Below are 22,993 nucleotides of genomic sequence, written 5' to 3'. Positions count from 1 at the left end.
ATTCGTAAATCATTCGTAAATCAGTCATAAATCGACCATAAATCAGTCAGATATCATTTATAAGTCATATATCATTCGATAGAGACAACAGATATAAAAACACGAAAGAAGATTAAAAAGTTGTGCTCCCCTGAAAATTGATTAATTAAGATTCGTGATCAAATCAACTTAATGAATTCAATTCATAATAAATCTTCAATATTTTTAGTGTGTTGTCAGAAACCTTTACTTCCATATCCTTGCCCGGCTTGAAAAATGCAAAATGATGGATCTCATTCCCCGGTGTCGGCTTTCCCTTCGCCTTGATCCAGAAAATCTTGGACGCGTGAAATTTAAACAAATATTTCACCTCATACGCCCGCAGCCCCGTTTCTTCCCTCAGTTCCCTGATCGCTGCCTGGATACTTGCTTCCCCTCGTTTCGGTTTTCCTCCGGGAAGCCGATAGTAACTTCCCGAACTGCTTACAAGTAAAACTCCTTTATCAGTGTCAACTATTACCGAACCTCTTCGATTATCATATGCGCTGGGAATACGTGTCACCCCCTTGAATGGATTATATTCCCCGGATATTTCCTGCATTATAGAATTTTTCTGGAAATTATTTAAAACATCGGTAGGCCCTGATTAATGGTTGATCTGTTCTGGTGTTCGGAGCTGAAACCTTTTAGTTTTCTCTCCCTGAGCTGCCTGGGACCTGAGCCGGTCTGTCAGGTAGGAAAAAATAATCTGCAAACCAGCATCGCAATTGAGAGAATATACTGAAGAAATGAACCCTGAGACGAGAGAATACTTCTCCTAACCGAAAACCTATTTTCGATTCACATAGATATAAGCACTTACGTCAGCCTGTCTGGGGCCCTGCAAAAAATCCATATATTTTTTATCCCTTGAAGTTCGAATCTCTTAAAGATTTAGAACGCTGAGCAAGTTGAACTTTCCTGAAACTTTGAAGGTTTTAGGCTGCCTGAATATTCTTAAATTCCGGGCGGGTACAGGAGTTTATCCAGATGTATGAACTGAAAATCGCTTTGAGGCAGGTATTATCCAGAAAAAAACAGACTTATTTTGCCATACTTGCTGTTGCTCTGGCTGTCGCCGTGATCACGGTAATGATGGCAATGCTTTCGGGTTTTCAGGATGAGCTTGTAACCTCAAGCATAGAAAATAATCCCCATATTGTTATTAGTTCTCAAGATGAAAAGGAAGAGTTCATCCATCTTTACAGGTATACATCGGCCCGAATTGCTGAAAAAGAAGGAGTTATAGCCGTATCCCCTAAATACATGGGTCAGGCAGCGCTGGAATACAGGAACAATGCCGAAGGGGCTTCTCTACAGGGAGTTGACCCTATGGCTGAAGAAAATGTCATGAGAGTGAGTAAGGACGTTGTAGAGGGGGACCTTATGACCCTTGTACACACAAGGTACGGGATTCTGCTCGGGGATAAGCTTGCGGAAAATCTGGAGGTCCATGTTGGAGACAGGGTGGATGCCGTTTTCCCTGACTCGAAAACAACTTCTTTTAAGGTCGTGGGGCTGATCCACACCGGCACTGCTGCGGACGAGGTAACAGCCTACGCAAGGCTGGACTCAGTGCAGGACTTTTTTAACGAACCCGGAGTTGTGAGCACCATCGGTGTCCGGGTTACAGACCCCTACAAGGCAGACGTCATTGCCGCTTCGATTGAAGGAGAAACCGGGCTTGATGCCGTAAGCTGGAGCGAAGCAAATGCCGAAATCCTCGGCCTCCTTGATACCCAGATGGTCTTTGTAAATATTTTTTACATTCTTATCTACGGGATTGCCGGGTTCGGGATCGCAAATACCCTTATCACCATCGTTGCCCAGAGGACCAGGGAAATCGGCATTCTGAAAGCGATGGGGGCTTCTCAAAAAAGCATAATGATTGTTTTTCTTTTCCAATCCCTGGTACTCGGAGCCATAGGTCTGGTTCTGGGAACTGTTCTCGGTTACATTGCAACCGTTGCCCTGCAGAGCTATAAAATCGAAGTTCCTCAGGAAATGTATTTCGGGCTTCAGACCCTGCCTCTTGAGGTAAAGCCCCTTAATTTTGTATATGCTGCTTTTTTTGCTTTCATAGTCAATATCATCTCGGGAATCTACCCCGCAAGGAAAGCTGCAAAACTCGACCCTGTAACAGCTATTGAAAGCACCTGAATTTTGTGGGTCCTTATATTCAATAGTAATTATTTTTGACAATTCTTATTTTTAGCAGGTTCTGAAATCCCTTTCAGCATTTCAGTTTTTTCGGTCAATTCTGTTTATAATATTCTGTTTTCAAATAACTCCTACCATTTCCAACCCTACGTAGATCATCAGAAATACGAAAAAATGTTTTAAATATTCCGGGTTTACCAGATGGGCAACATCTGCTCCTTTTCTTGCTGCAAGGAACCCGGGAACTACAAGCAAAATCCAGTTAAGGAGATTGATATATCCAAGAGAATATGGAGGAAGCCCGGCTTGTCCCCAGCCGTTGATTATGTATCCGACTGACCCTCCAAAAGAGGTAAAGATCATTATTGCAGCCGAAGTTCCGACGGCTTTCCTCATATCAAAGTGCAGAAACACAAGCATAATTGGAATTCCAATTACTCCTCCCCCGATTCCAAGAAGCCCTGAAAAAAAGCCTATGAGGATACCGGCAAAAATATAAGATACCGGATTGGAGCTAATTTCATTCCTTTCCTTTACAGCCGGCGTGGTATAAGTTTTCAGAGCTCCCAGTATGATAACGACCCCGAAAATTGTGCTCAGAGTAGAGGCAGGCAGGTAAGAAGCTACTGCTGCTCCCATGAAACTGGCAATTAATCCGGAGACTCCCATAATAGTAGCCTGTTTCCAGAGAACTGATTGCTTTCTATGATACTTTAGGGTAACAAATATGGCGTTTATCAGGATCACGAAGAGGCTTGTCCCGAGAGCTGCCCTTATAGCCAGGTCTGGCTCTATTCCGGTTTCCTGTAAAAGCCAGTACTGGATAGGAGACATAATAAAGCCTCCTCCCACACCCAGCAGACCTGAGATAATGCCCGTAAAAGCACCTGTGAGAACGAGGATACCAAAATAAAAGGGGTCTGTAGGAGTCATTTCCATTTTAGCATATTGTTTTCGTTTTCCTGAATTTTTTTTTCGGATTTTTCCGTATTTAAACGTATATTCCTGATTGTTCTCTGCATGAAAATACGTGTTTATTTAAGTTAACAGTATCGTACTGAAAATATGCAGGGTTGCCACTGATGGTAATATAGAAAAATCCGGAACTTGCAGAAAGGTTATACTTAAAAGGATAAATCATGGTGTAAGAGGGTGGCGGTTTTTCTTAAATAATTTCCCCCCGGAGAATAATGCTTACTTCCTTTCTGATTTCCTTTAACTCAGCCTGAATTTCACAGGCTTACCTTCTGGATATTCAAGAGAGACATCGAGTAACTGTGAAGTTAAAAAGTGAAAATGCTGCGCAACAAATATTTAAAATGAGTTATTATTTATTAACCAGAAGCAGGTTTACAATCTATTCACCAGACCGGATTTAGAATCGATTGACCAAAACCGGGTTAAAGAGGCGTTTTCATGATCAAAATCGAGTTACACGGCACATACAACATCTACTTCGCAATCAAAGGCATGAGGAATCCCATGAATTCCTGGCACCTGATAGACAGCAGCGAGCCTGATCAGGCAGGAAACTGCAAAATCGGGGAAAAGGACCTGAACCTGGCCAGACGCCTGACCCTTGCAGGAAACGAACACGGTAAATTTCTGCGGTTCATTACGGTCTGCTTAGACCTCTCTGCTCCCCTCTACTGGTGGAAAGAGTTTGATACTTACAAATTTACGGAAAAGAACTCAACCTCAACAATGCATAAGCTGACCAGCAGGGACCTGGCTCCTCACGACTTTTCCTTTGATACGATGACGGACTACAGGAACGCCCAGATACGGCACCTCAATGACCTTATCAAAGCCTACAAATCCCGCGAAGGAGACAATGAAGAGGACAATGCATACCGTAAAGCCGTTTTCAGGGAACTTGTCCAGGACCTCCCGAGTGCTTACATGCAGAAACGGACGGTCATAACCAACTACGCCGAACTCCGGAACATCTACTTCCAGCGCCGCCACCACAAGCTTGATGAGTGGCGGGATTTCTGCGACTGGATGAAAAAGGAACTCCCGTACGCTGAAGAACTTATCTGCGTGGAAAAAGATGAAGCCAAAAGTTAAAAACGACTCATAACACCTGTAACAAATGTACATGTAAAAGCGACTGTGGGTACCAATAACTCCTGTTTCTTTTGCTTTTTCTGCTTTTTCTGCTTTTTCTGCTTTTTCTGCTTTTTCTGCTTTTTCTGCTTTTTCTGCTTTTTCTGCTTTTTCTGCTTTTTCTGCTTTTTCTGGTTATTTTAGCATGAAAGTATATGAGGAGATCTTCCTCACGTACTCTCTCTTTCTTCATTTCTCGCAATTACATATATTTCACTCATTATTTTGATCCTTTCATCAACTGAGAATATCTCAGTCTCCACTATCTTTCTCTTTTGAATTTCCCCCTTTTTATATCCAGTTTCATCTTCATACATCTCCTCGTTTGTGATCAGATGCCATATAATTGTTGCAATTTTTCTTGCCAGGGCAATAATTGCCTTTGAATGCCCAATCGACTTCTTTTTTCTGTTGAAAAACTCTTTTAACCTGCTATTTTTTGTTCTTGCTGCTGCCTGAGCAATCTGTGTTAGAATCCACCTTGCTTCCTTAGATCCTCTCTTAGTGATTCTTCCGTTATGGTATTTATCCGCTGATTGGTACACATTCGGAACTATGCCAAGCCATGAAGCAAGCTTATCCCCTGAAGAAAAATCTTTGAAATCGCCTATTTCAGCAATAAGAGTTGCCGCTCCAAGTTCTCCTATTCCTGGAACAGACATTAAAATTTCCATTTCTTGCTTATGATTTTTATAAGCATAATTGAATATTTCTTTTTCCAAAATTTTGATTTCATTGTCAAGATGCTTTATGATATCCAGACAGATCTGAAGCCTGAATGCAGCACCTTGAGAGATTTCTCTGTCCAGAGTTTCCCTTATCTGATCACTTTTTTTACGAACATTTGGGGAAAGGCTTGCTATAATCTGGTCAACGCTTTTACCTGAACAAATTCCTGATAGAATTGCTCTACCACTCTTACCAAAAATATCTGTTAGCACATTCTTCAGATTAAACATTTCAGGTGCGAGTATGGCGTGAGCTTCATTTTTTATATCTGTTCTTTTTTGTACAAGGTTATGGCGAAGCCGGATACATGAACGAAATGTTCTATGGTTTTTTGGGAAAACTCTTGATGGTTGAATCATATTATTCAATGCAAGTTGTGCGATGAATTCGGAATCGATCTTATCTGTTTTTTTGTGTGTAAACGCCTTCATATCTCGGGCATTTCCAACTATAACAGGTAGATGTTTTATCAACGCATCATAAATCGGAACCCAAAAGTCACTCGTTGATTCACAGGCAACAACGTCACATTTATCTGATATAACCCAGTTTTTAAAAGCTAAAATTTCGTCAGGGGTTCTAGAGAAATATTGTTGCTGTTTTTCACCAGATCTACTGAGGATTGTAGCAATGAAAAAGAGTTTGTGAATGTCTAAACCACAAGCTTTGTTAATGACTTCAACCAATTTAGATCACCAAATTAGATCACCAAATTAATTTGGGCAGTAGAATTGCCTCAAAGGCCAATTTAGCATCCGTGATCAAAGTCACATTTGAGCCTTCGATGGCAATTCACTGGTTAGTTTTATCACGGCTTCAAAGAACCAAAATAAGTACAACCTTACTGCCCAAGAGAATGATGAGGTTGATAGGTAAAAAAGGTAAGGAAAAAAAAGTACTTTCATTTCTTTGTGCCTGTTATTCGAAGAATTTCATATGCGTTTTATCTGGATGGCGAGCCTGCCCAACCCCTCTGCGGCGCAGAAGAGAAAAACAAAAGGTTCCATTTTCGGATATTCCGAATAATACCAACCGATGAATAAGAATTCCTTTAACGCAATATTTGGAAACTCTTTTAAAGGAATATCCATTTACCTGATAATATATTTTTAAGATGAGAGGTTTGCCAATGACAGAAGCGCTGTACTTCCTTGACTGTTACCTGAGAGAATTTGAAGCAACCGTTGAAAAAGTGATGGATGATAAGTATGTCATCCTTGACCGCACGGCTTTCTACCCCGAAAGCGGAGGCCAGCCCAGTGATACGGGGAAGCTTGTTCGCGAAGAAGACGGAGTTGAGTTTGAGGTTGTTTATGTCGGAAAGTTCAACGGAGACATAAGTCATGAAATCGCCCCGGCAGGCGAAACCGAAGCTTCAGGCCTGAAAGCCGGGGACAGGGTAAAAGGAGTCATTGACTGGGACCGGCGCTACAGGCACATGCGAATGCATACGGCAACCCACGTGATCGCAAATGTGATCGAAAAAGAAGCAGGAGCCCAGATCACAGGGAACCAGCTCGGGTTTGACCAGAGCCGTGTGGATTTTAGCCTTGAAGCCTTTGACAGGGACAAATTCTCCGAATACGAGAAAATTGCAAATGAAGTGATCGCTCAGAACCATCCAGTCAATTTCTATCTGGTCAGCCGCGAAGAAGCCGAAGAAAAACTTTCCAGGCTTACCACGCTTGCCAAAGGGTTTTCAGAAGAGATCCGCGAAGTCCGCCTTGTAGAAATCGAAAGCGTGACGATTGAAGCCTGTGGTGGGTCACACCTGAAAAACACAGGGGAAATAAAGGGGATAAAGATCGAGAAACTTCAGAACAAAGGGAAAAGCAACAGGAGAATGTACTTTACACTTTTGGATTGACGTGAACTACCCCGCCCTGCTTTCTGATGAAAACGAGGACGGAGCTCCCTTCGTGAAATAATAATGGAGTGAATACATAGAATGGATTCTAAGACCCAGTTTATACTGCATAGTTACAACTATATTGATATAACTATAAGTATAAATAATTATGCTACTGTTGTTTTGTAGAAGTTGACGGCTTTCATCCCCACCTGCCGCTTACGCTCCGAGGAAGGGGACTTTCCGCCTTAGTATTAAAATTACGCGTGAAGTTTGAGCTTAAGCCTTTCCTTTTTTCTTTTCATAACCTGTAGGTTTTTTAATTCAGGCTTTTCGAAGGAATAACATTTAAAATATAATATTTCCTAAACTATATAATTAGTAAATCAGTTTTATATATACTAAATAATCATATATTTTGTACATCATTCTAACTGTCAATCTAAACTATCAATCTAAACTATCAATCTAAACTATCAATCTAAACTATCAATCTAAACTATCAATCTAAACTATCAATCTAAACTATCAATCTAAACTATCAATCTAAACTATCAATCTAAACTATCAATCTAAACTATCAATCTGAGTTATAAATAAAATATCCAATCTGAACTATAAATCGGATGTTATATGATATGGAGCTTGAATTCAGAGTCAAGTTCTCATGAAATGTGTTCTTTCCTGAATATATAAGTTGCATGCTGTTTTGAAAAAAAGGCGATATTGGTTACTATGAAAAAAAATCCAGGAGATATCACTAAAAGGAAAATAACCGAAGAAAAAATAATTGAAGCTCAGGGTAAGCTGTATTTGCAGGAAAAACTGCATATTCTTAACTGGGCAGCTGATTCTTCAATTATTGGCTTTATTACTACGGATTTTAAAGGTATGTTGAAGTATGTGAATCCTTCCTGCATCAAGATGTGGGGATACGAAAAAGCTGAAGACTTTTTGGAAAGGAATGCCTCAGAGTTTTGGAATTCTCCTTCAGAGATACTGCAAGCCGGAAAGGAATGCCGGGAAAAAGGAGAATGGACCGGGGAACTACTGGCTAAAAGAAAGGATGGAACACTATTTTATGTACAGGCTTCGTTAAATTTGATCAAGGATGATTATGGACATCCCCTCGGGATTGTTGGCTCCTGTATTGACATCACTCCTTGCAAGCAGGTAGAAGAAGAACTGAAGCAGCGGACTCAGGAGCTCTTGCTAGCAAAAGAACGTCTCGACCTGGCGCTTGAGGCTACAGGGATGGGGACCTGGGACTGGGATGTCCTCAAAAATACCATGACCTGGGACGACAACCTATTTCGTCTGGTGGGCGTATCCAGGGAGGAATTTCTCCAGACACATGAGAGCTTACTCGAACTTTCCGATAAAATTCTGCCCCCTGAAGACAACAAACAGATGCAGGAAGCAATACAGCAGGTTGTGGATGGAAAGACCGATAATTGTGAGTTTGAACACGACGTCCTTCGTCCCGACGGCACTGTCCGGCATTTTTCAGTGAAAGGCCATGCATACCGGAATCCGGAGGGGAAGCTGGTACGTGTAATTGGCACAACTATGGATGTTACGGATCGAAAAATTGCTGAAGATGCCCTGCGGAAAAGTGAGTCCAATCTTTCCCGGGCACAGGCAATTGCACATCTGGGGAACTACTCCTGGAATATCAGGACTGGGGAGGTTTCCTGGTCAGAGGAGCTGAAATCTATCTGGGGGTGCAGGCCTGACGAAGAACCTTCATTTGAAGAGGTAATTTCACGGGTTCATCCCGACGATCTGGATCTTTTCCTTGAGGCCGCACGTTTGATGCGGGAAGAGAACCGTCCCTTCAATCTTGAGTACCGCATTATTCGTCCTGATGGCTCGATGCGGTGCCTCCACGACCAGGGAGAGATTACCCTCGATAAGGCCGGAAATCCTATCCGGATGTTTGGGACAACTCTCGATATTACAAAAAGAAAACGTATGGAAGAACAGTTTCGTAGTGCTAAAGAAGCAGCAGAAGCTGCAAACCGGGCAAAGGGTGAATTCCTGGCCAATGTGAGCCACGAAATCCGAACCCCAATGAATGCAGTTTTAGGGATGCTGGAACTCCTGCTGGATACCAGCCCTAATGACGAGCAGAGGGAATACCTCCAGCTGGCTCATATCTCTGCAGAATCCCTGCTTTCCATAATTAACGATGTCCTTGACTTCTCAAGGATAGAACAAAATAAAATGGAGGTTGAGCAGGTCGAATTCGACCTCAAAAGCCTGATATCCCATTTTATAAATTTGCTGTCCGGGAAAGCAAATTCCAGAGGAATAAAATTGGTATCTTCTCTGGAAGATGGTTTGCCCTCTACCTTTATCGGCGATCCTATCCGCCTGAAACAGGTTCTTTTTAACCTCATTGGCAATGCGATAAAGTTCACGAAAGAAGGAGAAATTATCCTTTCCGTTGAAATCTGCGAATCAGGCGAGTCAGGTCTCAATGAAGAATTGACACTCCTTTTCAAAGTCAAAGATACGGGAATTGGTATCCCTCCGGAAAATCTATGTAAAATATTCGATGCCTTCATCCAGGCTGATGCCTCTGTCACAAGGGAGTACGGGGGAACCGGACTCGGGCTTGCAATTTCCTCACAGCTTGTCGAGCTTATGGGCGGCAGGATATGGGTGGAGAGCGAGGTTGGGAAAGGAAGCACTTTCTATTTTACGGTCAAGGTAAAAAGAGGGGCAAATGCGGAAAATTCTGAGCAAAAAAATAGCCTTCCGGAGGAAAAACTGTTACCATACCCGGAAAATAAAGAACAGGATGGAAACGGGATATCTTCCGGAAAAAGCCTGAATATACTTCTTGTCGAGGACCACCTGATAAATCAAAAACTAATTTTATGTCTTCTTGAGAAAAAAGGGCATAAACTTACCCTGGTTACTAACGGGAGAGATGCACTTGACGCCCTCTCCAGAAGGAATTTTGACGCTGTGCTGATGGACGTCCAGATGCCTGGCATGGACGGGCTGGAAGCCACTCGAAAGATAAGGGACCCTTCTTCCAGGGTGAGGCTGCATAACATTCCGATAATAGCCTTTACTGCCCGGGCTCTGAAAGAAGATGAAGAAAAATGTATTGAAGCAGGTATGAACTACTATGTATCAAAGCCTCTTAATAGAGAAAAACTCTTTGATATATTGGAAGATATCAGGTCCGGAAAAAACACTCCGGAAAAAACTACTAAAGAAAGAATTGCTCAGAAAAAAATCATTCAAGACAGAATTGTTCAGGAAGGAATTATTCAGGAAAGAGTATCAACACCCCCTGACCAGGAAACTATGGCTTTTGATTTTCCGGAGGACCGGATCTTTAACCTCGAAGAAGTGCTTGAAAGGACAGAGGGGGATGAGGAACTCTTAAGGGAAATGGTTAGAATTTTCCTGGGGATGTCGCCGGAGCTACTGGATTCCCTAAATAAAGCTATAAGAAAAGGAGAGGCTGAAGAACTCAGACAAAGTGCACACAATTTAAAAAGCGCAGCCGGAAGCATAGGGGCAAAAAGGGTTTTCAGAGCTGCTTATTACCTTGAGCAGATAGGAAGAGAAAACAAAATGGATTTAGCCTACAAAAAATTTGAAGAAATTAAAATCCGGCTTGAAGAGCTTGAGCCGGTTCTTATCAGGTTTCTGGAAAGCCAGATCTGTTAGTTCGGCTGGTAGCATTTAAGTTTCCGGCTTTCAACGGGAGGAAGGCTTGTGAAAGTTCTGATTGCCGAAGATGAACCGATTTCCAATTTGTGGCTTAAAAATACGTTAACCAGATGGGGTTACAAAATCATTTCCACACGCAATGGATGCGAAGCCTGGGAGGTTTTGAAAGGAAGTGATCCTCCAGAAGTTGTAATTCTTGACTGGGAGATGCCAAAAATGAAAGGCATAGAGGTCTGTGAAAAAGTAAGGAAAGACCCCCGGATAAGTCATACTTATATAATTTTGATAACCGGTAGAGACCTGAATGAGGACATTGAGACAGGCTTTAAGGCAGGTGCGGATGATTACCTCAAGAAACCTTTTGATAACCAGAAATTGAAAACAAAACTGGAAATTGCCAGGAAAACGCTGGGGCTTTAATTTAAAACGTATTTTATATATTAACATAAACATTCAAAAATTTAATATATATGAAAGTCCAATATGGTGGGACATTACGATTTAATAATGTTTAACAGTAAGCAGAGCATCTTCTATATTGGAACCTACATTCCGAAGATGTACACAGATGTAGAATTTATTTGTCAATTTGTCCACAATTATCCTGTTAAATGAGAGTTCAGCTTTAACCTACTTCCCTATTGAGAAAATAGATAGTATTCATGCGTCTTCAGTTAAGTGAAGAATCGTGACAAATTGCTTCCATTTCCACAACAGTTGTCAAATATTTGATTTTATTGTAGGCTGGAACAGGGTGTCAATTTCATATAAATAGGCCAAAACGAAGGTAGGTTTCTGGTTCAAAATCAATAGCTTTCGGGCAAAAAATTCCTTAACCGATGACCAATGAGATGGTATTTTTGTATACATCTGCAGAAAGTGGGTTTTGAGACAGTCTGTCGAAGTAAATACTATCAGGAGATCTGTTATGCGGTTCCCCAATAGAAGTTCTAGGATTAAATATGTAAGATTATTAGCCATTATTATTTTAGTTGCTTTTACTCTGGGATTTATGAGTTCAGACTCGGATAAGAATAATTCAAGCTCCAGTCCAGATGCAAAGGTGACATCTTCAACACCTGAAGCAAATATTACGTTTGTTACTACTGGTTCATCATTTTCACCAATCATCACAGTTACAGGTGATCCTAAAATTCAATGGGTATTTGGTGACGGTTCAACATCTGATTCTGCATCTCCTACTGTAAATTTTGGTTCAGAAGGATCAAGAGCAAATACTCTGGTAGTAACACCATGGAGTGCAGTAACTAAAATCAATATAGGTTATGATGGTTCAGATGGTGGAGTAACTCCAGGTTCCAGTACAATAGAACATTTAAAACAACAGAATGTAGTAGCTGTTACTGGTTTAGAAAATGTTGCACCATACCTCCAGGTATGGGCTTCAAGTTATAATCCAATAACTGAACTGGATTTCAGTAACTTCAAGGAACTGCATACTATTGAGTGTTTTTTGTGTAAATCATTGACTACCATCAAACTCCAAAACGTTCCATCTCTGAACAGGCTTTGCCTCGAACGTTGCAAGATTTCTTATCTTGATCTATCAGAAGCTCCTTTTCTGGCTGATTTTCGTGGAGCATCTCAGAGAAGTTCAACATATACAATAAATTGGGGTACTACAGGGACTCATATATGGCATATATGTGTTAGGGATAACCCACAGATGATCAGCACGTTCCCGGTCAATCAGTTCCCACTTCTTAAAGAATATTATGTATGGAACAGTAATCAAAGCGGTACTCTACACCTAACTTCAACAAATTTGACAAGCGTCCTATCATTCAATAATCATTATAATGCTGCTAATTTTTCTGGTTGTTTCCCTGCTGGAAAAAAATGTGCTGTGAATATTGGGAATAATAGCCTCACAAGTTTAGATATTTCCAATGACCCTGGTTTACTTGATTTAAATGCAAGTTATAATTCACTAAATCAAACAGCAGTAGATGGTATACTCCAAACACTGGATTCTTATAATACCAGTGGCGGGTCTTTAGATTTAACTGGAAATGCTGCACCATCAATTGTAGGAATGAAACATGCAAATAATTTAACTGCCAGGGGATGGGATGTTCAAAGTTCAAAAAAGATAGCAGTTGTAGACTTAACAAGTATTATAAGAGCTTAACAAGTATTATAAGAGCTTAAAAAATCTTTCGGAACAACAAGTTGCATAAATGATTTGTAGGAAGAAGCGTAAAACCCATGAAATCTTAATTTCATGGGATATACGCGTCAACTTTCATACATTTTCCAATTGTTGATTCTGCTAAACTGTTTTTCGTATCAAGTTTATTTAATAATAGAGACTGTCACCACAACCCAAAATGTGAAAACCAAGATGAGGGAGTTGGATAATAGGGTATCACATACCTGAAGAGATCGGGAACATTAAACCGGAGAAAACCGGAAGCTTTAAGCATCTCAAGTAATCTCACGATTATATATTCCATTTCACCTGTGGTATGCGGGGTAGAGCCTGTATGACTTGTCCTCAGTAAAGGGAAGGATGACTCAGGAAGCCGCTAAATCTTTAGTTTAGCGGTAGTTCACATTTAGACAGATAGGGATAAACAGTGCAAAGGATACAATCAAAAGAATATTTCGATGCAGTACAAGCTTACTTTGTCAACCATAAGGATCCTGCCGGAGTATATACATTCCTATTGAATACTCTATGGACAGATAAGTATAAACTAGCTGATAAGATGTATTACCAGCGTGTCGATATGCTTGAAATGACGGACAATTGTGTTAGCTTCTACACCGGTACAGAATGTACTCTTGTATTATGTTCAAACCTGGAAAAACAGAACTCTAATTAAGCCTACTTTGATTTACGTATTACTGTTTAATAAAACACATGATAGTAAGCCAAAAAAGCAAAATAAGTAAGGAAGCCCTGGAAGATTAGAAGTTTATCCATTGGGCATCGTTTAAGGAAGTTTTTCGCCTGAAAGCTATCGATTCATCCAGAAGAGCAGGATAAGAAAAGCTGCATAAAATACCATCAACGCTACTCCTTCCCATCTTTTGATTTCCCAGCCTGTGCTGATAAAGATCAAAAGGATCAGGCTTATGACTATCATGACAGGGGTCGTGAAAAAGAGACTTATTTCTGCAACGGATATGGGATAGAGAAGTCCGGAAAGTCCAAGGATCAAAAATATGTTTGTGATGTTCGAACCTATCACGTTCCCAAGGGCTATACTTCCATAACCCTTCCTTGCTGCAGATACCGTTACCACAAGTTCCGGGAGGGAAGTCCCGACTGCAACCAGAGTCGTACCTATAATGGTATCCGGAACCCCGAAGAGTTCTGCAAAGAAGATTGACTCTTCCACAAAATAATTTGCCCCTATTACAATTGCTGTACAGCTTAACACGAGGGTAAGGATATCTTTTGCAAAGCCTCCATCCAGCCGTCCATTTCCATTTCCTGATTCGGAGTTTCTGTTGCGGTTTGCACCATTGAGTTTTTGCCTTGCACTATTTATATACTTAAATTTGAAAAAATATGTTATAAACTCTTTGAAATGGAGTTTTCCTTCATATTTTTCCGCTTCTTCAAACAGGAAAAATACATAAGCGATATACAGCAATACAAAAAAACCTGACTCAATCATTGACAGTTCCCTGTTGAGTGCAAAAACAAAGAAAAGCACAGCTGAAAAGAGCATGATATAGCCATCTCTTTTAAGCATCTCAACTTCGGTTTTCATAGGGGAAAGAAATGCAGCAACCCCGACAATCAGGCCTATGTTAACAATGTTTGAGCCTACAATGTTTCCTATAACTATACCACTTGCCTGCTGGATAGAAGCGGCGATAGAAGAAGCAAGTTCCGGGATTGATGTCCCTACTGCCACAAGGGTCAGCCCTATAACAAATTCCGAAACGCCAAGCTTTTTTGCAATCGTTGAGGCAGCCTTTACGAAGTAATCTGAACCCTTGACCAGAAAGACCAGGCCAAGTAAAAGAACAAAAAAATTTACTGTGATCATAAAATCACATCTAAGTTATTTTTTTTCGGTTTGATCATTATCGGTTCAAGCTGTAATCTGAATAACTTTTATTAAAAGCTTTCAGTTAAAAAGGGATATTAAGAGATAGCTATTCAGGCAGCCTTTTGAAGGTTACACAAAAAGATTACACAAAGAAGAACATAGGTCCGAAAGGGGCTGTAAAGGCAGCGCTGGTACTGCTCAGCACCGGCATTGTAAGGCAGTGAACCTTAAGAAGCCAGTATGCGTAATCAAAATCTACGGGCAAATAATAAAACAAAAGGGGCTATATAACACCAGAGGATGAAACAAATGGTTTCACAAACCGAAGAAAAAAACCTTTAATTGCAGACCAAATTCAGAGACAAAAAAAGTAAAAAATAAATTGGCATAGAAAAAGAAAAAATTATCTCCCTAAGCTAAAAATTGGAAAATCAGCTCCGGCTCGAAACATCAAACCAGACAGGGGTTTTGTCTTCAGGGTCACAGTTATAGTTTATGGTGATTTCCTCATTTTTCCGGATCTCTTTTATACAGACGTATTTTAAAAGACCGTTGTCGAAGTCTTTCTGGTACTTTGCATTTGGGGTATAAGAGTGGTTGTAAAGAGACCCGTAGCCCAGAGCAATCGCTGCTGCTCTTGAATCAGTTCCCCATGCGAAGTAGTAGTTATAAAGCTGGGTAAGCTCAAGAGTAGTTACTTCTTCCGAAGGAAGAACGATAACTGGGCAGGTTTCTATTACTTCATCTTTTTTGAAATTTCTCTGTGCAAATACGCCTCTACCTTTTCCAGGTGCGTCTTTAACACTTACCAATGACATTTGATCAGGCTCCTTTATTTATTTTATAAATTGCCTGGAAAACTATTGCATTATTTTGAGAAGGCAATGAATTTATAAGTTTCCGTCCGAAAACTTTTATGGGCTGCGACCAGGGCTATAAGGAATCAGCCGAGGACTGCCTCATAAGTATCCCACATCAAGTACCAGTCCCGGTAGTGCCAGGATTCCTGTCCCTATGAGCATGTAGGCTGCAAGCCCCAGCCCCCGCCTGAGGGTAATTGTTTTTCCAAGTTCGGTCATTTTTCCCCTTAAGTAGATCAGTAGATCAGTAGATCAGTAAATCAGTAGATATATTTTGTAATATATATCTATATGCCAGCAGTTTGTCCAGGTTATTTCTCCCCGGACCAGCAGAAAATTAAATGTCTGAGAATTACAGCTCTGAATTAAATGTCTGAGAATTACAGCTCTGAATTAAATGTCTGAGAATTACAGCTCTGAAAATTACAGCTCCGAATGAGTCAAAGAAGCTGCTTTTCCCTCTTTCTTGTTCTTTCTTGTTTTTCTCACAAACCCGTAATACCCAAGCCCCATAAGGGCAATGGAATAGAGAATTTTCCAGGTGAACCCTGAAACCAGAAAGGAGAGTGAGAGGAGGGAAAGCCCTGAGTAAACCCAGCGCCTCCAGCCGGTTTCGGTCTTCCAGTAGGAGAGCAGGATAAAACCGTAAAGGAAGAGAAAGTTCTGGTTTACGAGCATGAGCAGGGAAGAAACCGGGACCTTAAACACATAAGTCCCCAGGAGCACCAGTACGAAAACCGTATATATACTCAGGATGCTTGCAATGGGCTGTCCTTTTTTTGAAAGTTTCCCCAGGTAAGCCGGGAGCACTTTTTCTTTTCCGGATGAGTAGACAAGGCGGCTTGAAGCAAAGTTCCAGCAGGTTACATTAGCCACAATAACCACTGCCATCAGCCAGATGAGCAGATTTCCCGGAGGGGTAAACTTAACGAGTTCCACAAGACCGGACGCCCCGGAGAGAGGAACTCCAGCTGCATCGGCCCCTATACTTGTGATTGCCAGCATCAGGTAAATGAAGATTACCAGGCCGAAACTGAGCCAGAAAACCCTCCTGACATTTTTTTCCGGATTCTGGAGTTCTCCAAGACCAAAGGACATATTTTCCCAGCCCAGGAAAGCCCAGAAAAGAAGAGCAGAAATTTTCCAGATACTATAAGGGTCAAAAGCTTCAAAATCCATCCCCAGAATAGCGGATACACCGCTCCCAAGAGCCTGTATTGAAAACACAAGCCCTGAAGAAAAGAAATTGAAGTTATAAAAGGTAAGAGCTACAATCAGGATCAGCAATACAGCCACGGCTGCGTAGTTGAAAAAGGAGACCAGCCTGACCCCGGCAACCGTTATAAGGGTCATGGTTGTGATGATAAAGATAGCCAGCAAATGAACCCCAAAATCAGGCAGATCAAAGAGATGCTGCAAATATTCGCCACCAATGAGGGCAACCGCAGGTTCCCCCAGAATAAAGGACCCGCAGACAAGGGCGGTTACTGCGTACCCTCCCCACTCTCCCACAGCCTCGCGGGAATAATGGAAAAGACCTCCTGAACAGGGGAATTTCTTTCCGAGCCTTGCGCAAATCTGAATAAGAGGAATTGCTGCCAGAATGATCAGAAGCCAGCCGAAAACCACTTCCTGCACTGTCCCTACATCCGCTACCAACCCGGGAAGGCCGAGAAGCCCAGAACCTATAACCATGAGGATGCCCAGAACAACGCCACGCCCCAGAGTAACTGTTTTTTTAAGTTCGGTCATAATTTTTATCCATTTAAATTCAACAGATCGAAGGTCACCAACAACTCATAAAAGTAAAGGTGAAGAGATAAAAAAAGCTTTTAACCCTATAACCTTTGTGTATTTTAAACTGCAAGATTTCTAAAACGTTGACCACTTATGGGAGACTACCGAACAGTTTACCTTAACAGATTATCTTATCAGTCAATCTAATCAGTCAATCTAATCAGTCAATCTAATCAGTCAATCTAATCAGTCAATCTAATCAGTTAATCTAATCAGTTAATCTAATCAGTCAATCTTATCAGTCAATCTAATCAGTTAATCTAATCAGTCAATCTTATGAATTTATAACTTATCGGCTCATTAATTTTATTCGGGGAGCAAAATTTCACAGGGGCTGGGAGCTTTTTTAGAGAGTTTACCTGCTACCTGTGTTTTTTGTGTAGCTACTGGGAGCTTTTCGGGTATTTTAAAAAATTGATGCGCTGGTCATTATGAGCAAAGTATTGTTGCGTTTATTTGTTAGTGCCTTTCTGGTCTCTGTTTTTCTGTCAGGGGCTCTGATATTCTGCTTTTCAGACATGCAGAGAACTTCGGCAGTTGAATTCATCCAGGCTGAAAATGACAGTGTAAACAGCAGTATTTCCACAGATGCAGGATGGCAGGATAGTTCATCCGGAGAGACCTTAAGCCCTGCACAGAAGAAGCTCTCAAGCGACCTGCTGCAGCTGAGTGACGAGCGCTATCTTTCCGGGAAAGAGTCGGCTGAAACTCTGCGAGCCCGTATGGTTAAGCTGGGACAGTTGAGCCAGGCAGAGCCTGTTTCGAGAAGGGCGGTTCCTTCAGGAGAAAACCCGGAAATTGCTGCGGGTTCAGGGGAAAATGCCAGCAAAGCTTCTTCTTATCCGGATGAAAAAGTTTACGTGTACGTTTATCTTGAGCCTTTTGCAAATAGCAGCATACTTGCCGGATACTGTGAGGTTGAAGACAGGGACAAAGAAAATCATATTGTAGTAGCGTGGGTTCCGCTCGAATCCCTTGAGACACTGGCTGCCCTTTCTGAGGTAAAGAATATTCAAACTGTCCTGCCTCCTTTTGTCAGGCAGGGAAATACGGTTTCGAAAGGGGATTCGATTCTTAACGCTTCCAGCCTCAGGGGACTTTACGGAATAAACGGGACAGGAATAAAAATTGGAATCATATCTGACGGCGTGGACAGCCTTAAGGACGCACAGGCTACGGGCGATATTTCTTCGGATGTGCATGTCCTGAGCAATAAGGTCGGGGGAAATGAAGGCACGAATATGCTTGAAATCATCCATGATATTGCTCCCGGGGCAGAACTATATTTCCACGACTGCGGAAACAACAGGCTCGAATTCAACGGGGCTGTCGATGCCCTTGTTAACGAAGGGTGTACTGTTATCTGTGACGATATAGGTTGGCTTGCTGAACCTTTCTTTGAAGACGGGATAGTGGCAGACCATGTAAAAGAGGTTGTAAAAGAGCACGACATCCTTTACGTAAGCTCTGCTGGAAATTCCGGAAACAGCCATTACCAGGGGGTTTTCTATGACAAAGGGAGTGGATGGCATGATTTCAGCAGTGGAAAAGGAGACGTAGAGAACCTGCAGTTTGAGATCCAGCCCTCAGGAGAGGTATGGGTTTTTCTCCAGTGGGACGACATGTGGGAACATTCGGGAAATAACTATGACCTTTACCTTAAAGACAGAAATACTTTAGAGACCCTTGCGTCCAGTAAAGTTTATCAGGATGGGGACAATCTGCCCCTTGAATATATAATGTATACAAATAGTGGAAAAAACGCCCTTAGCGCTTCTATCGAGGTCCGAAAAACCTCCGGGGAATCCAGGGAACTCGAGCTCTACATTTATTGCCGAAAAGGGACAAAACTCAAGGCTGCAAATATCGTTTCCAAAGACTCTATTTTCGGGCACCCTGCCCTGTCTGAAGTGATTACAGTGGGAGCAGTTGGGACAGAGGAATCCGGAGATTATTATATAGAGTACTTCTCTTCCATTGGACCGGTTACGCTCCACTATCCTTCGCAGGAAATTCGTCCTAAGACAGATATCTCAGGGATTGACGGTGTAAATGTCACAGGTACAGGTGGGGTTTCAGAAAAGTTTTACGGTACAAGCGCCTCTGCTCCTCATGTTGCAGCCATTGCAGCGCTGGTCTGGAGTGCGTCCCCGGAAAAGTCGGCTATGGACATAAGAAGGCTGCTTTACACTTCATCAACCGACCTCGGAGAACCCGGATATGATACTGTTTTTGGATACGGGCTTGTAAACGCCCTCAAAATGCATGAACAGGCATCAGCAAATCCTTCCACATTTACTGTGAAAACAGACGGAAGCGGGGATTTTGCCTCAATTTCGGATGCCATAAACAACAGCAGACCTGGAGATTCCATTCTTGTATATCCGGGAACGTACAGGGAAAACGTGGATGTACCCTGGGATCTGAATATAAGCTCTGCTTCCGGAAAGCCCGAGGACACTGTTCTCGAAGCTGAAAATCCCGAGGAACCTGTTTTTCATGTAACTGCAAATGCTGCAAAGATAAGCGGGTTTGGCATAAGCGGCTCTGGAGGAACTGGCGTATATCTTGAAAGTGCAGCTGCATGCATGCTTACGAACAATAAGGTATCAAACTGTAGTCCGGGAGTCCTGCTCGAAGAGTCATCTAACAATACCTTTACAAGAAACAACATCTCGAATAATGCAGAGGGATTCAGGTTAACAGACTCTTTCCAGAACAGGATCCTTGAAAACGAGTTTGAGAACAGTATTAATATCAATGAAAGATCTTCAGGAGAAACAGGACTTTCAAACACCTGGAACACGGCTGCAGAGGTACGCTACCTGTATAATGGCGGGGTTTACGAGAGCCGATTTGGAAACTTTTACTCTGATTATAAGGGCCCGGACACAGACGGCAGTGGGATAGGAGACAATCCTTATGGCAGTGACTCCTCGCCCCTTATTTCCAGATTGGCAGCATATTCCAGGGGTTTTGAGGTAGGGAATGTAGTTCCTGCCCGGGGTTCAGTTTCAATTGACGGGGATACCCTGGAATTTGGGATTCGATCTACAAGAAACTGCACCTTCAGCTGGTTGCTAAACGGAGTCCTGTTGCAGACAAACGAATCTGCTTCTTCTGCGATTCTTTCAATTGGGACTGAAGAACTTGCAGGCAGGATAACAGAGAGCAAAACTTCCACTCCTATCCCGGCCAAATATACCCTGACAGTTATTGCCGCAAACGGTTCTTCAACCCTGCAGCACAGCTGGAACCTGAACCCCTATCCTGTAGAAGAAGAGACTGACACGCCTGAGGACATAAATGAAGATAATAATGTAAGCATGGGCGGCAGTCCGGGGGGAGGGAACGTAAAGATTTCAGAAGACAGTGGAAGTAAAGGAAGTGGAGGAAGCGGTACTGGCGGTTCCCCTGAACCTGCAAGTAATGTTGAAAGCAAGGAACTGGCGCAGAGTTTTGTTACCAGTGGAAGGCATATTCTGTTTGGTTTTACCAGAAACGCAACCCCTGTAACAGCTGTGGAATTTGATGCCAGGAAAAACGCCGGAAAAGTTACAGTCACCGTAGAAATGCTAAAAAACCAATCAGTTCTGGTTTCAGGCCTGCCGGAAGGAGAGGTTTACAGACACTTCAATATCTGGGCTGGCAACAGTGGGTTTGCATCCCCGGAAAACATTCAGGGCCCTAAAATCAGTTTCAGGGTAGAAAAAGACTGGCTTTCCGAAAATAGAATTGATCCGGTTTCAGTTTCTCTCTACAGGTACTCTACCTCAAACTGGACAGAACTTTCTTCCGGGATTACAGGAGAAGATGAGACATTCTTCTATTTTGAATCCGAAACTCCGGGGTTTGAATCTTTTGCAGTTGCCGGCCAGCAGAGTGAATCTTTACAGTCTTCTTCCAATACAGCCATGCAGAATAACTCCCCTGAAACAGGCCCGGACGGAGCTCCGGAAATCCGGATCACGCGCGAAAATCCTCACAACTCCACAGAAGAAGACAGCGAAGATAACAGGGATATGCCAGCCCCCGATTTTGTGATATGTATCGCCCTTTTGCTCGCAGGCACACTGTGGATTAAAAGGAAGTGAAGTCTGTAATTTCAGGGCAGGAAATTAATTTTTACACTGCTGTCAATTACAGCCACACTGGCTTGAAGTTCGACTTCTTTACTTCTTAGCTCTTCGTTTAAAGCAGCCAGTTTCTTTTCAGAACTTTCGACTTCTTCTTCAAGCAGGCGGGCTCTTGCCAGCAGTTCTGTTTCCTTATGTTCAAGTTCGGCAAGTTTTCCAGTATCTGAACTTGAGAATTCGGCTTTTTTTACTTCAAATGCCTTTTGAGCTTCGATATATTCTTTTTTCTTCTCTTCAAAGCCCGAAAACGCAGATCTGACCTGTGTCAGGGCTTTTTCTTTCTTCTGAGCCTGTATATCAAGGGCAGGGTCTTCAAAAACCTTTTGAAGCGCCGGGAAAAAAGAAGGGTCAAGATTTGCAGGGGATTCGAGGCAGGTGTCAAGCTGCTGTTTTACCTCTGGCTTTAAGGTATACCTACTGCATTCATGGAGTTTTTTTATCTTTGAAAGGTTGCCTGATAAAGGAAGGAAAAGGTAGTTCAGGCCTGTTTCGGCTTTTTTGAGCCTGTCCCTTGCTATATCTACTTCTCTCTGAAGGTTCTGCAAATTTTGCCAGGCTTCTCCCTTTTTGAACTCTTCAAGAGCCTGGCCTGTTCTGGCAATTTCATCTCTTAAAGCCTGGATTTTTCGTTTTTTAGATTCTAATTCCAGGTTTTCAGCCTTTATTGAGGCAGAAAGCTCCTGTATTCCATTCATACCTGTAGAAATTGCTTCAATAGCATCCATTTCCTGTTTATAACCCCTAATCGTTTCCCTTAGTTTATTAAGGACCTTGCCCAACTTTCCAAGGCTTTCAGTTACATCTTTTGACTCTTGAGGAAAGACCGCTCTTGTGTATCGGAAACTCTGGCTCATATGTTCAAGGCAGGTGTCCAGATTCTGCACAGCTGATTCATGATACACTTTAAGGGCCCTGAAATCCGTACTCTCAAGAACTCCGACTTTATCTATGAAAACTCCCACCTGCTTTGTTACATTTTCCCGGTTGCTTTTCGCCCGTTTTACAGCCCTTATGTCAAAATTTCCCTCAACTTTTGCTTCCAGAAGCCTGGAATTGCTTTCTTTAAGCTCAGAAATCGCAACCTCAAGCTCTCTGAAAAAGCCTGAGACATCCTTTTCTATATCGGAAGATATTTTTTGAGAATTCTCCTCCAACCATGCGGGCAATTTCTCAAAACCAACTTCATTTGAAGCAGTTTTCTCGCTGGAACTTTCCTGTTTTCCTAAGAGCTTTTTGATCCACTTCAATTTAGAACTTCCTGAATTTGTTGTGGTCTGTATATAGTGTGGTAAAGGACTAAGGGGCAATAAATCTACAGATTAATAATCTTATTATGAGTCTAACCCTTCAGGTTTAACGCTTAAATCCATTAATAATCTAATAAGATAAATAATTTGGTAAAGTTAATCCTTTGATTTGTTTTTTGAGGTATACTTCTTTAGTCTCCTTTAGTCTCAGCATATGTTAAAGTTTGTTCTATGTAATTCTCTTCCTGAGTGAGAAGGCAGGCCAGAAAGCTATCTTCGATAAGTTACCTTCGATAAGTTACCTTCGATAAGTTACCTTCGATAAGTTACCTTCGATAAGTTACCTTCGATAAGTTACCTT

General features: G+C 42.0%; 14 protein-coding genes. 7 read left to right on the top strand and 7 right to left on the bottom strand.

The genetic code is table 11. The features are described 5' to 3' along the window. Window positions 1-163: 163 nt before the first annotated feature. Window positions 164-580, bottom strand: coding sequence for an NUDIX domain-containing protein (locus tag MSWHS_RS06845; RefSeq protein WP_082088046.1), 417 nt, complete (start codon window positions 578-580; stop codon window positions 164-166). 428 nt (window positions 581-1,008) lie between these two features. Between MSWHS_RS06845 and MSWHS_RS06840 the strand changes: the two genes are divergently transcribed. Next, window positions 1,009-2,178: an ABC transporter permease gene (locus MSWHS_RS06840; protein ID WP_048127092.1), complete on the top strand. Its 1,170-nt coding sequence runs from the start codon at window positions 1,009-1,011 to the stop codon at window positions 2,176-2,178. 120 nt (window positions 2,179-2,298) lie between these two features. Here the strand turns inward: MSWHS_RS06840 and MSWHS_RS06835 are convergent, their stop codons facing one another. Continuing rightward, a complete protein-coding gene (locus MSWHS_RS06835) occupies window positions 2,299-3,111 on the bottom strand; it encodes a sulfite exporter TauE/SafE family protein (protein WP_048130268.1) in 813 nt (270 codons plus the stop codon). Window positions 3,112-3,594: 483 nt separating this feature from the next. Here MSWHS_RS06835 and MSWHS_RS06830 point away from each other — a divergent pair, with 483 nt between their 5' ends. Next, window positions 3,595-4,248 carry a hypothetical protein gene (locus MSWHS_RS06830; protein ID WP_048127090.1) on the top strand — a complete coding sequence of 218 codons (654 nt, stop codon included), beginning with the start codon at window positions 3,595-3,597 and terminating at the stop codon, window positions 4,246-4,248. A 209-nt stretch (window positions 4,249-4,457) separates the two neighbouring features. On the opposite strand, the gene MSWHS_RS06825 is transcribed toward MSWHS_RS06830, so the two are convergent. Next, entirely contained in the window at window positions 4,458-5,702 is a 1,245-nt protein-coding gene (locus tag MSWHS_RS06825; RefSeq protein WP_048125153.1) for an IS110 family transposase, read from the bottom strand. A gap of 443 nt (window positions 5,703-6,145) precedes the next feature. Between MSWHS_RS06825 and alaXM the strand changes: the two genes are divergently transcribed. The 4 genes from alaXM (at window position 6,146) to MSWHS_RS06805 (ending at window position 12,713) form a co-directional block, all read left to right on the top strand. Beyond that, window positions 6,146-6,883: an alanyl-tRNA editing protein AlaXM gene (gene alaXM, locus MSWHS_RS06820; RefSeq protein ID WP_048127089.1), complete on the top strand. Its 738-nt coding sequence runs from the start codon at window positions 6,146-6,148 to the stop codon at window positions 6,881-6,883. A 717-nt stretch (window positions 6,884-7,600) separates the two neighbouring features. After that, window positions 7,601-10,558 carry a PAS domain-containing protein gene (locus MSWHS_RS18415; RefSeq protein ID WP_052722631.1) on the top strand — a complete coding sequence of 986 codons (2,958 nt, stop codon included), beginning with the start codon at window positions 7,601-7,603 and terminating at the stop codon, window positions 10,556-10,558. A 48-nt stretch (window positions 10,559-10,606) separates the two neighbouring features. Beyond that, a complete protein-coding gene (locus tag MSWHS_RS06810; protein WP_048130265.1) occupies window positions 10,607-10,981 on the top strand; it encodes a PleD family two-component system response regulator in 375 nt (124 codons plus the stop codon). Between the two features lie 508 nt (window positions 10,982-11,489). Further along, the gene (locus tag MSWHS_RS06805; protein ID WP_048127088.1) at window positions 11,490-12,713 is read left to right on the top strand and encodes a hypothetical protein; all 1,224 of its coding nucleotides are present in this window, start codon (window positions 11,490-11,492) and stop codon (window positions 12,711-12,713) included. An 832-nt stretch (window positions 12,714-13,545) separates the two neighbouring features. On the opposite strand, the gene MSWHS_RS06795 is transcribed toward MSWHS_RS06805, so the two are convergent. The 3 genes from MSWHS_RS06795 to MSWHS_RS06785 all read right to left on the bottom strand — a co-directional run bounded on the left by MSWHS_RS06795 (window position 13,546) and on the right by MSWHS_RS06785 (window position 17,204). Further along, window positions 13,546-14,589, bottom strand: coding sequence for a calcium/sodium antiporter (locus tag MSWHS_RS06795; protein WP_048127084.1), 1,044 nt, complete (start codon window positions 14,587-14,589; stop codon window positions 13,546-13,548). A 434-nt stretch (window positions 14,590-15,023) separates the two neighbouring features. After that, the gene (locus MSWHS_RS06790; protein WP_048127083.1) at window positions 15,024-15,410 is read right to left on the bottom strand and encodes an SET domain-containing protein; all 387 of its coding nucleotides are present in this window, start codon (window positions 15,408-15,410) and stop codon (window positions 15,024-15,026) included. Window positions 15,411-15,875: 465 nt separating this feature from the next. Beyond that, window positions 15,876-17,204 carry an APC family permease gene (locus MSWHS_RS06785; RefSeq protein WP_048127082.1) on the bottom strand — a complete coding sequence of 443 codons (1,329 nt, stop codon included), beginning with the start codon at window positions 17,202-17,204 and terminating at the stop codon, window positions 15,876-15,878. Window positions 17,205-17,680: 476 nt separating this feature from the next. On the opposite strand from MSWHS_RS06785, the gene MSWHS_RS06780 reads away from it, so the two are divergent. Next, complete coding sequence (locus MSWHS_RS06780) at window positions 17,681-21,343, top strand: PGF-pre-PGF domain-containing protein (protein WP_231585621.1); 3,663 nt, start codon at window positions 17,681-17,683, stop codon at window positions 21,341-21,343. Between the two features lie 11 nt (window positions 21,344-21,354). Here MSWHS_RS06780 and MSWHS_RS06775 read toward each other — a convergent pair whose 3' ends face one another. Then, on the bottom strand, window positions 21,355-22,632 hold the full coding sequence (locus MSWHS_RS06775) for a hypothetical protein (RefSeq protein ID WP_048158877.1): 1,278 nt from the start codon (window positions 22,630-22,632) through the stop codon (window positions 21,355-21,357). Between the last annotated feature and the right edge of the window lie 361 nt (window positions 22,633-22,993).

Origin of the sequence: Methanosarcina sp. WWM596 (assembly GCF_000969965.1) — an archaeon.
In the GTDB taxonomy this organism is placed as follows: Archaea; Halobacteriota; Methanosarcinia; order Methanosarcinales; family Methanosarcinaceae; genus Methanosarcina.
Note: the sequence above shows the minus strand (reverse complement) of the source record. Positions and strands in the feature narration are given on the sequence as shown.